The organism is Iocasia fonsfrigidae (assembly GCF_017751145.1).
Taxonomy (GTDB): Bacteria; Bacillota; Halanaerobiia; order Halanaerobiales; family DTU029; genus Iocasia; species Iocasia fonsfrigidae.
Genome location: NZ_CP046640.1, coordinates 1810121 through 1825515 on the forward strand (window position 1 = coordinate 1810121; position 15395 = coordinate 1825515).

General features: G+C 37.0%; 12 protein-coding genes. All 12 read left to right on the plus strand.

The features are described from left to right. The first annotated feature begins 11 nt into the window (after window positions 1–11). Window positions 12–2096 (plus strand): stage V sporulation protein D, encoded by a 2085-nt coding sequence (locus tag GM661_RS08610; RefSeq protein ID WP_230869626.1) that lies wholly within the window; start codon window positions 12–14, stop codon window positions 2094–2096. A 42-nt stretch (window positions 2097–2138) separates the two neighbouring features. Further along, window positions 2139–3617 carry a UDP-N-acetylmuramoyl-L-alanyl-D-glutamate--2,6-diaminopimelate ligase gene (locus tag GM661_RS08615; protein ID WP_230869627.1) on the plus strand — a complete coding sequence of 493 codons (1479 nt, stop codon included), beginning with the start codon at window positions 2139–2141 and terminating at the stop codon, window positions 3615–3617. Further along, on the plus strand, window positions 3614–4999 hold the full coding sequence (locus GM661_RS08620) for a UDP-N-acetylmuramoyl-tripeptide--D-alanyl-D-alanine ligase (protein ID WP_230869628.1): 1386 nt from the start codon (window positions 3614–3616) through the stop codon (window positions 4997–4999). Before GM661_RS08615 ends, GM661_RS08620 begins: the two co-directional genes overlap by 4 nt. Before the next feature lie 3 nt (window positions 5000–5002). Beyond that, window positions 5003–5962: a phospho-N-acetylmuramoyl-pentapeptide-transferase gene (mraY, locus tag GM661_RS08625; RefSeq protein WP_230869629.1), complete on the plus strand. Its 960-nt coding sequence runs from the start codon at window positions 5003–5005 to the stop codon at window positions 5960–5962. A 68-nt stretch (window positions 5963–6030) separates the two neighbouring features. Next, entirely contained in the window at window positions 6031–7416 is a 1386-nt protein-coding gene (gene murD / locus GM661_RS08630; protein WP_230869630.1) for a UDP-N-acetylmuramoyl-L-alanine--D-glutamate ligase, read from the plus strand. Beyond that, window positions 7416–8516, plus strand: coding sequence for a stage V sporulation protein E (gene spoVE, locus GM661_RS08635; protein WP_407929657.1), 1101 nt, complete (start codon window positions 7416–7418; stop codon window positions 8514–8516). Before murD ends, spoVE begins: the two co-directional genes overlap by 1 nt. Before the next feature lie 10 nt (window positions 8517–8526). After that, complete coding sequence (gene murG / locus GM661_RS08640) at window positions 8527–9633, plus strand: undecaprenyldiphospho-muramoylpentapeptide beta-N-acetylglucosaminyltransferase (protein WP_230869632.1); 1107 nt, start codon at window positions 8527–8529, stop codon at window positions 9631–9633. A gap of 84 nt (window positions 9634–9717) precedes the next feature. After that, entirely contained in the window at window positions 9718–11100 is a 1383-nt protein-coding gene (gene murC, locus GM661_RS08645) for a UDP-N-acetylmuramate--L-alanine ligase (RefSeq protein ID WP_230869633.1), read from the plus strand. A 16-nt stretch (window positions 11101–11116) separates the two neighbouring features. Next, window positions 11117–11821, plus strand: coding sequence for a cell division protein FtsQ/DivIB (locus tag GM661_RS08650; protein WP_230869634.1), 705 nt, complete (start codon window positions 11117–11119; stop codon window positions 11819–11821). An 82-nt stretch (window positions 11822–11903) separates the two neighbouring features. Beyond that, window positions 11904–13169, plus strand: coding sequence for a cell division protein FtsA (gene ftsA / locus GM661_RS08655; RefSeq protein ID WP_230869635.1), 1266 nt, complete (start codon window positions 11904–11906; stop codon window positions 13167–13169). An 84-nt stretch (window positions 13170–13253) separates the two neighbouring features. Then, window positions 13254–14315 carry a cell division protein FtsZ gene (ftsZ, locus tag GM661_RS08660; protein ID WP_230869636.1) on the plus strand — a complete coding sequence of 354 codons (1062 nt, stop codon included), beginning with the start codon at window positions 13254–13256 and terminating at the stop codon, window positions 14313–14315. A gap of 177 nt (window positions 14316–14492) precedes the next feature. Then, on the plus strand, window positions 14493–15386 hold the full coding sequence (locus GM661_RS08665; RefSeq protein ID WP_230869637.1) for a sigma-E processing peptidase SpoIIGA: 894 nt from the start codon (window positions 14493–14495) through the stop codon (window positions 15384–15386). The last annotated feature ends 9 nt before the right edge of the window (window positions 15387–15395 follow it).

A 15395-nucleotide genomic window follows, 5' to 3' on the forward strand; every position in this document is an offset into this window, starting at 1 on the left:
GGGGAGTAAGATTGGCAAATCTACCTCATCTCAAAGTAAAAAAAAGGATAATTGCGCTGTTTCTTATATTTTTTTTACTTATCATTATTTTAGGACTGCGTCTTTTTTGGATACAGGTGATCTCCAGTGAGAAATATCAGGAGAAAGCCCTGGATCAGAGATTACGACAGCTTAAAGTGGAGCCGAAACGAGGAATAATATATGATAGAAATGGTCGGCAACTGGCAATTAGTGCAAGTAGTGAAACCTTAGTAGCTATACCAAACGAAATAGAAGAACCTGAAAAGACAGCCCGCAAGCTGGCCCAAGTGCTGAGTATTGATTATGATTATATCTATGAAAGGATTACCCGTAGGGCTAGTGCTGTTTATATTAAAAGAAAGTTAGATGAAACCCTTGCTCAGCAAGTTCGCCAACTTGACCTTAAAGGGATTACTTTTACTGAGGAAAGCAAACGGTATTATCCCAAAGATAATCTAGCCAGCCATTTACTAGGTTTTGCTGGAATAGATAGTCAGGGATTAGATGGTTTAGAATTATCTTATGACAAATATTTAAGGGGTATACCTGGAAAGATTCAATCTGAACGTGATGCTCGTGGTGAGTCAATACCAGATGGTATTCGAGAGTATGTCCCTCCGCAAAATGGTTATAATGTTTATTTAACAATTGATGAGGTTATCCAGTATATAATAGAAAGGGAGCTTGATAGGGCTGTAGAGGAATTTAATATATCTGGTGGTACTATTATTGTTATGAACCCTAAAACTGGGGAGATTATGGCCATGGCAAATCGCCCTGATTATAACCCCAATGATTTTGCTAATTACCCACAGAAATACTGGCGTAATCGGGCGATTTCAGATATATATGAACCTGGTTCAACTTTTAAGATAATTACAACAGCTTCTGCTTTAGAAGATGGAGTGGTTAATGAAAATGATGTTTTTGTTGACCCTGGATATATAAAAGTAAGTGATCGACGTATTAATTGTTGGAAAGCCGGTGGACACGGCCGGCAGACCTTTGCAGATGTTGTAAAAAATTCATGTAATGTTGGTTTTGTTCAGGTTGGCATGCGCCTTGGCAAAGAATCATTCTATAATTATATAAATTCTTTTGGTTTTGGTAGTGAGACATCAATAAAATTGCCAGGTGAGGCCAAGGGATTATTATATGATTTTGATAGTATTGGTCCAGTTGAATTAGCAACCATGAGTTTTGGTCATGGTATTTCTGTTACTCCCATACAATTGATTACTGCAGTATCAGCAGTAGCCAATAATGGTATGTTATTACGTCCGAGGTTTGTCAAGGAAATCAGGAATGCTGATGATGAATTAGTGGAAGAATTTCAAGCAGTTCCAATCAGACAGGTTGTTTCGGAAGAAACAGCTCAACGAACCCTAAAGTTATTGGAAAGGGTTGTTGCTGAGGGGACAGGGATAAGTGCAGCTATTGAAGGTTATCGAATTGGTGGTAAGACAGGTACTGCCGAACATTATGGAGCCCAGATATATGATTCATCATTTATTGGCATCTTACCAATTGATGACCCCCAGATGGTTATTCTAACGGTATTATATGACCTGAAAGGCTTTCCTTATTATGCCAGTCAAACGGCTGCCCCTATTTTTCGTAATGTAGCCCAAGATATCCTGAGATATCTGGAGATACCACCTCAAATTATTCCAGAAGAGGGTGAAGAAGAAAAAAGGAATGTTACTGTGCCTGATGTTGAGGGCTTAACTGTAATTGAGGCAGAAAGAATATTGAGAAAAAATAAATTTGATGTTAAACTTATAGGTGGAAGTGATAAAATTATTAAACAGATACCTTTAGCTGGGGCTGATATACTTGAGGGGAGTACTGTTCTGTTGCTTACTGAGCAAGCCCAGGGTATCGAAAAGAAATATTATGTTGCTGTCCCTGACCTTAGTGGTTTAACCGGGGAAAAAGCAGCTAATCTACTGGCTGAACTGGGTTTAGTTTTAGTACCTTCTGGTGAAGGGGTAATTATTAAACAGGATATTGAGCCAGGGGAAAGAGTGCCCGGTGGGAGTAAAATCTCTGTTATTCTTAAGGAAGATGGGTAAATTTACCGATAATTGGTTAAAATATATTTTGGGGGTAAGGATATGAAGATAAAAGAATTATTAGTTAATGTACAAGTGGAAAAAATAACTGGTGATGAGAATATAGAGATTAGCGGTATGGTATATGACTCCCGCCAGGCTAAACAGGGGGATCTTTTTATCTGTATAGACGGTTTCAGGTATGATGGTCATAATTTTATCCCTAAGGCTGTTCAAAATGGGGTCTGTGCAGTAGTAATTGAAAGGGAAGTAGATGAATATATTCAAGGAATCACATATATAAGGGTAAAGAGTAGTAGGGAGGCTATGGCTTCTCTGGCTGCTAGTTTCTACAACTATCCACTTGATAAACTGCAGCTAATAGGTGTCACTGGAACAAATGGGAAAACAACAACTACTTATCTCATTAAATCCATACTTGAACAGGCCGGGCTGAAAACTGGTTTAATTGGAACAATTAAAAATATTATTGCTGATAAGACATTACCTGCTACCAGGACTACACCGGAGTCCCTGGATCTATATCAATTATACGATAAAATGCTTAAAGAGGGGATTACCCATGTAGTAATGGAAGTATCTTCACATGCTCTTGACTTAAAAAGGGTCAAAGGAATGGAATTTGCAGCAGCTGTTTTTACAAATATAACCCAGGATCATCTGGATTATCATAAATCAATAGAAGAATATTTAAAAGCCAAGTGTTCTTTGTTTAAACAACTTACAGATCAAGGAACTGCTATTATTAATATCGATGATAATTATAGTAATCAGGTAATTGAATCTGCCAGTGCTAGAGTGATAAGCTATGGTATAAATAAAAAAGCCGATCTCAGTGCAGAGGATATTCAGCTTTCACCTAAAGGGGCATCTTTTTTGATTAGGGGTAGGAAGAATATTCCTTTATCGATCAATTTAACCGGGGAGTTTAATGTCTATAATACATTAGCAGCAGTTGGTGTGGCAGTTGCTTTTGATATTGATGATGATAGTATTAAAAGAGGTCTTGAAGGGATACCAGGTGTTGCCGGGAGATTTGAACTAATTAACGAGAGTCAAGGATTTTCTGTTGTAGTAGACTATGCCCATACACCTGATGGTATGGAGAATGTATTAAAAACTGCCCTTGAGTTTGTTAAAGGAAAGATAATTGTGGTTTTTGGTTGTGGTGGTGATCGTGATGAAGGTAAGCGACCGCTAATGGGTAAAATGGCAGCCAGCTATGGTGATTATGCGGTTCTTACTTCAGATAATCCTCGTTCAGAGGACCCCCTTACTATACTGGCGGCGGTTGAAAAAGGGGTTTTAGATTATGATAGTGAAACCCCATATATAGTGCTCCCAGATAGGCGAGAGGCTATTTTTCATGCTATTACCAGGGCCTGTGCCAATGATATGGTTATAATATTTGGTAAGGGACATGAGACATACCAGATATTCAAGGATAAAACAATTTCATTTGATGATAGGGAAGTAGCTCGTGAGGCAATAAAGGAAAAAATGGCAGATGATAAAAAATGAAGGATATGGAACTAGGGGAAATTGTCAAGGCGGTAGAAGGTGTTCTTGTCCAGGGTAATAGAAATAAGAAAATCAAAGGTGTTTCAATTGATAGTAGAACCATTAAGGCAGATGAATTATTTATTGCTATTCCTGGCGAGAAATTTAATGGTCATGATTTTATAGATGATGCAGCGGTTAATGGTGCTGCAGCTTTTATTATAAGTGATGAGGTAGAATTGCCTGAGAGAGCAGCCTATATAGTAGTAAATGATACAACAGAGGCATTACAGCAGCTGGCTGCATATTATCGTCAGCAAATTGATGATTTGACTGTTATTGCTATTACAGGAAGTGCCGGGAAAACTACTACCAAGGATATGATAGCTGCTTTATTAGCCAGCAAGTATAAAGTTCATAAGACTCAGGGCAATTTTAATAACTATTATGGTCTACCCCTAACCTTACTTGAGCTGCAGGGTGATGAAGATATTGCAGTCCTTGAAATGGGGATGAGTTCTCTGGGGGAAATTAGTTTATTGACCAGTATTGCTTTACCACAGATAGGTGTTATTACAAATGTAGGTGAAACACATCTGGAGAGCTTGGGGACTATTGAGAATGTTGCCCAGGGGAAAAGTGAGTTGATTGCTGCTCTGCCTGAAGATGGAATAGCTATATTAAATTATGATAATTCTTATGTTAGGGATATGAAATCTGTTTTTAAAGGTGAAAAGATTATTTATTATGGGTTTAATAAAGCTGTTGATATCTCAGCTAGTAATATCAGGATTGATAATAAGGGGACATCCTTTTTAATTGAATATCAGGATGATAAAAGGGATATTTTAATTGATAAACCCGGACGGCATAATGTCTATAATGCTCTAGCAGCTATTGCGGTTGCCCGGGAACTGGCTGTTGGCTGGAATAGTATTAAAAAAGCACTTTTATCTGTAGACTTATCATCTTTAAGGTGGGATGTCCAAAAGAAAAAGGGTGGTATTACAATTATAAATGACAGCTATAATGCTAATCCCTTATCAATGGAAGCAGCTGTGGATGCTGTCTGTGAAAGTGCGGAAGATAGGGTTATCCTGGTACTTGGTGCTATGCTGGAACTGGGGAGCAATGAAAGTAGGGCTCATCTGGAACTTGGGAAAAAAATAGCTGATTCTGCTGTTGATGTACTAATAACAGTTGGTGAAATTGCACAATTAATTGCCCGAGGTGCAATCCAAGGTAATATGAAAAAAGAAAATATACATATATTTGATAACAATAAACAGGCAGCAGTTTTGTTGAATAATATTCTTGTAGGGAATGATACTGTTTTGGTTAAAGGTTCCCGGAGAAATAAAATGGAAGAGATAGTAGAAATTATTGGAGGTCAGGGGGGGTAGGATATGCGTTACTATCTGGCAGTTATTTTTCCTTTTTTTATACTTCTATTATTAGGTCCAACCCTAATCCGTGTGCTTGAATTTCTTAATTATGGGCAGCAGATCAGGGATGAAGGGCCTAAATCACATCTTAAGAAAAAGGGAATACCTACTATGGGTGGTATTCTAATTATACTGGCGATTCTGATAACAGCTTTATTAATATTGGATTTATCTTCATATATTATATGGGCATTAATCATTACTATTGGAATGGGCTTACTTGGTTTTCTTGATGATATAATAAAAATCAGGAGTAGACGTTCTCTGGGATTAAAGGCCCGGGAAAAATTGATTGGTCAGGTATTATTTGCTTTATTACTGGCTGTTTATGTATATTTATATACAGATCTAGGAACATTTGTTATTCTGCCTATAAAAGGGGGATATATCAATCTAGGCTACTGGTTTTTCCCTTTTGTAATATTTACTGTAGTTGGTACTGCTAATGGGGTAAACCTAACAGATGGCCTTGATGGGCTGGCATCAGGTGTTACTTTGATTGTAGTTTCTTCACTGGCTGTTCTGATTTCTGCTCTGGGATATGGACAACTGACACTTTTTGCCTTGATAGTTGCCGGGGCTTGTCTGGGTTTTATTTGGTATAATAGTTACCCTGCTCAGGTTTTCATGGGTGATGTTGGTTCACTGGCTTTAGGTGGTGCTGTAGCAAGTCTGGCAGTTTTATCACAGACAGAACTTTTTTTGTTGATTATTGGGGGTATTTATGTTGTTGAAACCCTATCTGTGATGATACAGGTTAGTTATTTTAGGTGTACTGGTGGAGCTAGACTTTTTAAAATGAGTCCACTCCATCATCATTATGAACTGGCTGGCCTGGCTGAGTCCAAGGTTGTAGCCAGGTTCTGGATTCTTGCCTTAATCTTTGCTCTGATGGGGCTGGCTAGTTTTTATGTGATTTAGTATAGTTTACCATATCTTTATGCTTTTTATTTAATAATAATTCAGGAAAAAATAAAGGAGCTTATATTATGATAGAAGTAGCCGGAAAAAGAATTGCTGTTATAGGACTCAGCCGTACTGGTATTGCTACTGCTACCATGTTAAATGAACATGGTGCAAAGGTTATTGCTTCTGATGTTAAAAGTAAAGAAGAGCTGGAGAAAACAGTTAATATACTAACAGAAAAAGGGATAGAGTTTGAACTGGGAGGTCATGGTGAGAAGTGTCTGGCCTGTGATCTGCTGGTGGTAAGTCCTGGTGTACCTCTTGAGCTGCCTTTTTTTAAAAAAGCAGCAGCTAAAGGTATTCCTATCATAGGTGAAATAGAACTTGCTTATCATTTTACAAAGGCCAGTATAATTGCTATTACAGGTACTAATGGAAAGACTACAACTACAAGGCTTCTAGGGAATATTATGGAGAAATCAATGCCCGGTCAGGTGAAAGTAGTTGGTAATATTGGAGTTCCTATGATTCAGGAGGTTGTTGGGCTGGATAGTGATGACTGGATTATAGCTGAGATTAGTTCATTCCAGTTAGAGACTATTAAAGAGTTTAGACCATATATTAGTCTTTATTTGAATTTCACCCCTGATCACCTTGATAGACATAAGACTATAGAAGGTTACTGGGAAGCCAAGAGGAGATTGTTTATGAATCAAAGGGCTGGAGATTATGCTATTATTAATGATGATGATCCAGCAGTAATAAGGGCTGCTGAGGGTTGTAAAGCCTGGAAGTATCTAATTAGTACCAGTAATTGTATTGCAAGAGGAGTATATTTAAAGGATGGGCAATTATTTATCAGGGATAAGGATAAAACAGGTATTCTAAAGGAAAGTATTATTTCGGTTGATGATATACCACTGAGGGGCAGACATAATGTTATGAATACTGCTTTTGCTATCACGGCCGCACATCTGGCAGGTGTTGATAAGGATGATATTAGACAGGGTATTCTTAATTTTTCTGCTGAAGAACATAGACTGCAGGAAATTGCTGTTGATGATGATGGTACACTTTATATAGATGATTCTAAGGCTACTAATCCTGATGCAGCCATTAATGCCCTGAATTCTTTTTCTCAGCCTCTTATATTAATTGCTGGTGGTCAGGATAGGGATGCTGATTTTTCTGAATTTGCCAGGACTGTTTATGAAAAGGTCAGGGTACTTGTTTTGTTAGGTGAGACCAAGAAAAAGTTAAAAGAAGCAGTATTAAAAAAGGGTTTTGATAATATAAATATACATGAAGCGGTAGATATGAAAGAGGCTGTTAGCTTAGCTTTTAATGAATTAAGGGCTGGTGATTGTTTATTGCTTTCTCCTGCCTGTCCCAGCTGGGATATGTATCTAAATTACAAGGAAAGGGGCAGGGAGTTTCAGAGAGAAGTTGACTTGAAAAGGGGAGGATAATTTTGCAGGAAAAGCAGACCCCAGATTATATTGTTTTGTTTGTAATCATTACTTTAATGACACTTGGTATAATTATGATTTTGAGTGCCAGCTCTATTAGGTCTCATGCCATGTATAAAGATAGTTATTATTTATTTAGACATCAACTTGTCTGGTCTTTAGTGGGTATTCTGGCCATGATATTTTTTATGAATATTGATTATCATATCTATCAAAAAAATGCTAAACTAATATTATTAATTACAATTGCTGGTTTAATACTGGTTTTAATTCCTGGGGTTGGGCGTGTAGTCGGGGGCTCAAGGAGATGGATTGGTTTTAGTTTTTTTCAGGTTCAGCCTTCTGAATTAGCCAAATTAGGTGTTGTAATTTATTTTTCTCAGTATTTTACAAGAAAAAAGGAGCACCTGGATTCTTTTAGCAGGGGTATTATACCCCCCTTAATAATTTTGGGACTTATCTTTGCTTTAATATTACTCGAGCCTGACCTTGGAACAGGTGTGACAATTGCCGGCACATTTTTTATTATGCTTTTTGTCTCCGGGGTACGTTTATCGCATTTAATGATGCTTTCTTTATCAAGTCTCCCCCTGCTTTATTATTTTATAATGAGTGAGGATTATCGTCGCGAGAGATTATTATCATTCCTGGACCCCTGGGGAGACCCTCTTGATACTGGTTATCATATTATCCAATCATTACTTGCTTTAGGTTCTGGTGGTTTCTTTGGGGTAGGATTAGGGCATAGCAGGCAGAAGTTTCTTTATCTTCCAGAACCAGGAACTGATTTTATTTTTGCTGTTCTGGGAGAAGAACTTGGTTTTTTAGGTGGATTATTTGTGTTGGGATTGTTTTTTCTTTTTGTCTGGCGGGGTTTAAAGATAGCTTCATCAGTACCAGATATGTTTGGTTCTATGCTGGCTGTTGGCTTAACAACTATGGTTATTATTCAGGCGGTTATAAATATTGGTGTAGTAACAGCATCAATGCCTATTACAGGAATAACATTACCGTTTATCAGTTATGGTGGTACATCACTGGTTATAATGTTATCCGGGGTAGGTATTCTGTTAAATATTTCAAAGAGTGCGGTTGATTGAGGTGAAAGAAATGAAGGCTATAATTACTGGAGGAGGAACTGGCGGGCATATATATCCTGCCCTGGCAATAGCCAGGGCATTAAAAGAAAAGGGTTGGGATATATTATATATTGGTTCAAAGGGTGGTCTGGAAGGAAGAATTGTTCCTGATGAAGGCTTTAGTTATCAGGAAGTTGAGGTGTTACCACTCCCACGCAAACTAAATATAGTATTATTTAAGGCAATACTATTGACCTGCCGGGGTTTTTTTCAAGCCAGGGGTTTGATTAAAGAGTATAAACCTGACATTATCCTGGGAACAGGTGGTTTTGTAGCTGGGCCAGTTGTCTTGGCTGGTAGTCTTGGTAATATACCAACTATTATCCATGAACAGAATGTTTATCCGGGTTTTACTAACCGTTTATTGTCTTATAGTGTTGAGCAGATAGCCCTTAATTTTGCTGATGCTGAAAGGTATTTTTCAAAAAAGGTTAAAAACAAACTAGTTGTTACAGGTAATCCAATAAGAAGGATTATAACTGAGACAGATAGGGAGAAAGGCCTTAAAGCTTTTAAACTTAATAAAAATAAAAAAACCATCTTTGTTTTTGGGGGGAGTCAGGGTTCTGCAAGTATAAATCAGGCTATGTTTGAGATATATTATAAATTAAGGAATAATGACTGGCAGATTATACATATTACTGGAGAGAAGAATTATCAGGATATTATTAATGAATTAAATGGCAGGGGATTAAATCCTGTCGAAAATAAGAATATTAGAATCATGCCGTATCTTAAAGAGATTGAACTGGCTTATGCTGCTGCTGATTTAATAGTATACCGGGCAGGAGCAACAGGATTGGCCGAGATTACTGCCTGTGGTATACCGGCAATTTTAGTGCCTTATCCCTATGCTGCTGGTAATCATCAGGAGTATAATGCCAGGAGTCTGGCAGACCATGGTGCTGCCATTGTAATTGCTGATGATAAATTAACTGGGGAATTATTATTTAGGAGGATAAGCGAATTGATAAATGATAAATTCAAATTATTAAAAATGAGTAGAAATAGTAAGAAACTTGCCCAGTTACAGGCGACAGAAAAACTTATTAAGGCAATCGAGGATTTAGTAGGTTAGTTTAAATAAAATGTACAGGCTAGGATGCACAAAGTGTTTTCAACTGCATATATTAAGATGTGGTGGAGAAAAGGGGTGATTTTCATGTTTAAATCAATTGAAAGTATTCATTTTATTGGGATAGGCGGTATTTCTATGAGTGGTATAGCTAAATTATTGTTAAGGCAGAGGTATAGGATTAGTGGTTCTGATCTTGAAGATTCTCACCTGCTGGCTGAATTAAGAGAAAGAGGAGCCAGGATATATATCGGCCATTCAGCTGCTAATGTCGGAAATCCTGACCTTGTTGTTGTCTCCAGTGCTATACCAGAGAATAACCCAGAGTTAGATTATGCAGTATTTAAGGGAATACCAGTTATTAAAAGGGCTGAAATGATAGCTATGATTATGGAGGATAAAAAAGGTATTGCTATTTCGGGTACACATGGGAAAACAACGACAACATCTATAGTAGCCACTATGTTAAAAGAAGGGGGGTTTGATCCTACTGTTCTGGTTGGTGGAGAATTAGGCACAATCAATGGTAATGCCTTTCTAGGTGACGGCGATTTTATGGTCACTGAAGCAGATGAAAGTGATGGCTCTTTTCTTTATTATAAACCACAGGTTGTGGTAGTTACTAATATTGAGATGGATCATCAGGATTATTATGACAGCAAAAATAAATTACTGAATACCTTTGAGGATTTTATGAAAAACATCCCTGAAGATGGTGAACTTATAGCCTGTGCTGATGATGACAATGTATATAGAATTATTAATGAAGACGATCAGCAGGCCCTTACATATGGAATTAAAAGAGGGGTATTAAGGGCTGTCAGTCTCCAATTATTACCTTTTGGAAGTATCTTTAAACTTATGTTTAATGATTGTATAATGGGGGAAATCAACCTACAGGTCCCGGGTAGACATAATATTTTAAATGCACTGGCTGCTACTGCTGTTGGTCTTTATGCTGGAATGGAATTTTCCAGTATTAAGGCTGGAATTGAAAAGTATACTGGGGTAAGACGTAGATTTGAAAAAAAAGGATTAATAGATAAGGTACTGGTTGTTGATGACTATGCCCATCACCCGACAGAGATAGAGGCAACCCTTAAAGCAGCCAAAAATACAGGTTATGAACGTGTAATTGCTGTATTTCAACCACACCGTTATACACGGACAAAGCATTTAATGAAGGAATTTAGTGAATCTTTTGAGCTGGTCGATCACCTTATTGTAACAGATATTTATTCTGCTGGTGAAAAGGAAATACCAGGTGTAGATGCCAGGGAACTGGCAAAGCTAGCTGCTCAAAATCTGGATTTAAAGGTAGAATTTATTGCTAGTTTAGAGGATATTGCAGTTTACCTTGAAAAGGTGATCCGCCCTAAAGATTTAGTGCTAACAATTGGTGCAGGTGATGTTTATCGTGTGGGCGAGATGTTCATTGATAGAATGAAAAAACAACGTGAAATGGCCTGAGCAGGGGGTTTTTTAAATGGGACAGGATAGGTTTCTTATTTTTATAATAACTGGGATAAGCCTTATTGCCTTATTTTCTTTTTCAATGTCACCTTTTTTTCAGGTAAATAGTATTGAGTTTGATGGACTTGAAATACTAAGTAAGAATGAAGTAAATAGTCTTGTTGATAATTATTATGGTGAAAATATCTGGTTACTGAATAAGGTGTCTATCAGGAAAATATTAGAGCAAACCCCTATGATAAAACATGTTCAGGTTGAAAAAGTCTTTCCAGATAATATTCATATAATAGTAGAAGAAAGGGTTCCGCTGGCTAAAATAAATAATAATGGTAAATATCTTTTGTTTAGCAGTAGTGGATATATTATAGAAGAAGGTACTATAAATATGCGGGTTAAAGTACCAGAGGTAATAGGGGCAGGTTATTCCTTAGACCAGAATAATATATCCTTTACACCGAAATTAGAAAATATTGTACAGGCCCTTGCACAGGTAGATAAAGAAACAAGAGGATTAATTAATAAAATAGTGTGCCAGGATAAGGAAATTACTGCTTATCATAATAATATACCTGTGTATTTAAATGATTACCAGGAATTAAATAAGAAATTTCGTATTCTGGAATCAATCTTTGATAAAATATTACAGGAAGATATAGTAGTAGATTATATAGATTTATCGCTGCTGGAGAAACCTGTTATTAAACTAAATAATCAATAAAAATGGATTATAAAAAAAGGAGTTTAAAGATTAATGTTGAATTTATTGTTTAGAGTTATTATTGGGGAGGAGGTTTATATTTGTGACAAACCGTAGAGTTGTGACTGGACTTGATATTGGTACAACTAAAATATGTGCGATAATTGCTGAGTTAACAACAGAGGATAAAATAGATATAATTGGTATTGGTCTGGCTCCTTCCCATGGGTTACGGAAAGGAATTGTTGTGGATATTGATGAGACAAGCAAGGCGATCAGAGAGGCCTATCAAAAAGCCGAAAGAATGGCCGGAATCAGTATTGAATCTGCCTTTGTTGGTATTGCGGGTTCACATATTTCTTCTCTTAATAGTCATGGTGTAGTTGCAGTAACAGGGGAAGAAAAAGAGATTAAAGCAAGTGATATTGAGCGGGTTATGGAAGCTGCTAAAATAATTCCTTTGTCTGCTGAAGAAGAGATAATACATGTTTTAGCCCGGGAGTTTATCGTTGATGGTTGTTCTGGCATTAAAGACCCTCTTGGAATGTCCGGGGTTCGGCTGGAAGTTGAAACACATATAGTTACCGGGTCCAGTACATCTATACAGAATCTGGTTAAGAGTGTTCACCGGGCAGGTTTAGATGTAGATGATATTGTTTTAGAACCACTGGCTTCAAGTGAATCAGTGTTAACTATTGATGAGAAGGAATTAGGTGTTGCTTTAGTGGATATTGGTGGTGGTACTACTGATTTGATTGTCTTTCATGAAGGTAGTATCTGTTATACATCCATTTTACCAGTGGGGGGCAACCATGTCAGTAATGATATTGCAGTTGGACTTAGAACTCCAATTGGAGAAGCTGAGAAGATAAAAATTACTGCCGGTTGTGCTTTAAAGAGTATGGCTGATCAAGAAGATTATATTGATGTAGTTACTGCCAGTGGTAAACAGACACAACAGGTTCCACTACTTTCTCTCTGTGAAGTAATAGAGCCGCGTATGCAGGAGATATTTAGTCTTGTTAAACGGGAATTAGAACAGGTTGGTCCCAGGGATCTTACACCTGGTGGGATTGTTCTGACAGGTGGGGCATCTTTATTGTACGGTTCTGATGTTTTAGCATCTGATATTATTGGCCTTCCTGTCAGGCAAGGAGAGCCAAAACATATTAGTGGCTTAACAGATGTAATAGATAATCCTGTCTATATAAATAGGGGTGATAAGGTTCCTAAAGCTATATTTTCAACTGCTGTTGGTCTGGTTGAATTTGGTGTGAGATATTATCAGCCTAGTAAAAAACAGTTTAATAATGAAATAGTCGGCAGCCTTTTTGCTAAAGTGAAAAATTGGTTAAGTGATTTTTTTTAAAATTACCCTACTAATAGATATGACACTTAATTATTTAACAATATTATGGCATTAAATTATGTATTATTCAAGGGGGAGGTAAATTTGTTTGATATCGGAACAGAGATAGAACAATTTGCAAATATAAAAGTTGTTGGAGTTGGTGGTGGTGGAAATAATGCTGTTAATAGAATGATTGAGGAAGGTCTTGAAGGTATAGATTTTGTTGCTATTAATACTGATGCCCAGGCTCTGCTGGCTTCTAATGCTGGTAGAACTATTAGAATTGGTGAAAAAATCACCAAGGGTCTTGGAGCTGGATCAAATCCGGCTATTGGTAAGGAAGCTGCCGAGGAGACCAGGGAAGAGGTGGCTCAGGCACTTGAAGGTGCTGATATGGTTTTTGTCACTGCTGGAATGGGTGGTGGTACTGGTACCGGGGCAGCCCCGGTAATAGCTGAGATTGCCAAAAGCTTAGGCGCTCTCACTGTAGCTGTAGTTACTAAACCTTTGACTGTTGAGGGCCGTAAGCGAATGGAAAAAGCTGAACTGGGTATTGAGAATCTCAAATCGAGTGTTGATACCTTAATTGTTATACCTAATGACCGTTTGCTGGAAGTGGCAGAAAAACAGACCAGCTTGATGGATGCCTTTAAAATTGCGGATGATGTGTTACGTCAGGGTGTTCAGGGTATATCTGATTTAATTACTATTACTGGTATTATTAACCTTGATTTTGCTGATGTGAAGACAATTATGACTGATGCTGGTTCTGCCCTGATGGGTATTGGACGGGCTCAGGGTGAGGAAAGGGCTGCTAAAGCAGCTAAACAGGCTATTGAGTCACCACTACTGGAGGCATCTATTGATGGTGCTAAGGGTGTGTTGTTAAATATTACAGGTGGTATGAATCTAGGTATTCATGAAGCCAATGAGGCTGCTAGAATTATACAGGAAGTGGCTGACCCAGAAGCAAACATAATACTTGGAGCAGTTATTGATGAAGATTTTGAAGACGAGGTACAGGTAACTGTAATTGCAACTGGTTTTGAAAAAAAGAGGGTTGTTGAGCAAGAGAGAGAAGATTATTCTGATGACTTTGATATTGAAGATTTTTCCGGAGAAGACCTTGATATTCCTGCTTTTTTAAGGAGACAACAGGGTTAGTTTAAATATATAATAATTATTACTATTGTATAAAATCTATTATTTCTCGATACTGTTTTTAAATGGTATCGAGTTTTTTGCTTTTTTGACTATTCGACAAAGAATTTTAAAATAGCTGGTAATATTTTTTTCTCTGTCACATATATATAAGTAATGATGGGATAGTAGGTGTAAAGAATGGTAATTTATGCTGATATTACATTTGTTAATAATTTTTTAATGACACTTGCTATTATTTGGGCAGTAGGCCAATTAATGGACTTTAAAATAAATTTTTTTATGTTACTATTGTCAGCTCTAATTGGTAGTATATATACTTTTCTGGTACTATTAATACAAATGTGGTCTCTGCATCCTTTTTATAAGGGAGTATTACAAATTGTTTTAAATCTTACTGTAGCTATAATCATGATTAAAGTTGCTTTTAATTATTCTAGTATAAAGACTTTTTTAAAAGCAGTTGGGTATTTATATCTCGTAAGTTTTATTAGTATTGGTACAACTCTATCTTTATTTTACATCTATGGAGGGTCTTTTTTCAGTTCAAGCAAATTAATTATAGCAATTATCACTGGTTTAATTGTGATATATATGCTGGGTAAATACGGTTGGAATATTTTGCAGAGCCATTTATCTCCTGAGGAATTCTATCTTTCGGTAAAAATATATCTAGAATCACAGGTGTTTACTTTTACCGGTCTACTTGATACTGGTAATATGCTCAATGACCCCCTGACTAATGTACCAGTAGTTGTTGTTTATCTAGGTGATATTATTGATGTTTATCCAGCAGAGATGCAGCAGAAGCTGATATCCAATATGGTTAATAGTATGGAGATTATTAATATTTTTAATGAATTTAATAGAGGTAATCGGATTAGAATATTGCCTTTTTCTGATCTAGGACAAGAGCATGCTGTTCTTGTGGGAGTAAGACCTGAGATGGTTGAAATAGATTATAAGGGGGAGGTTATAACGACAGATAAGGTTGTATTGGGGATGAGTGATCATATTATTGACCAAGATGGTGTTTATCAGGTCTTAATCAATCCGAAAATCCTTAAAATTTAGTGTAGAAAG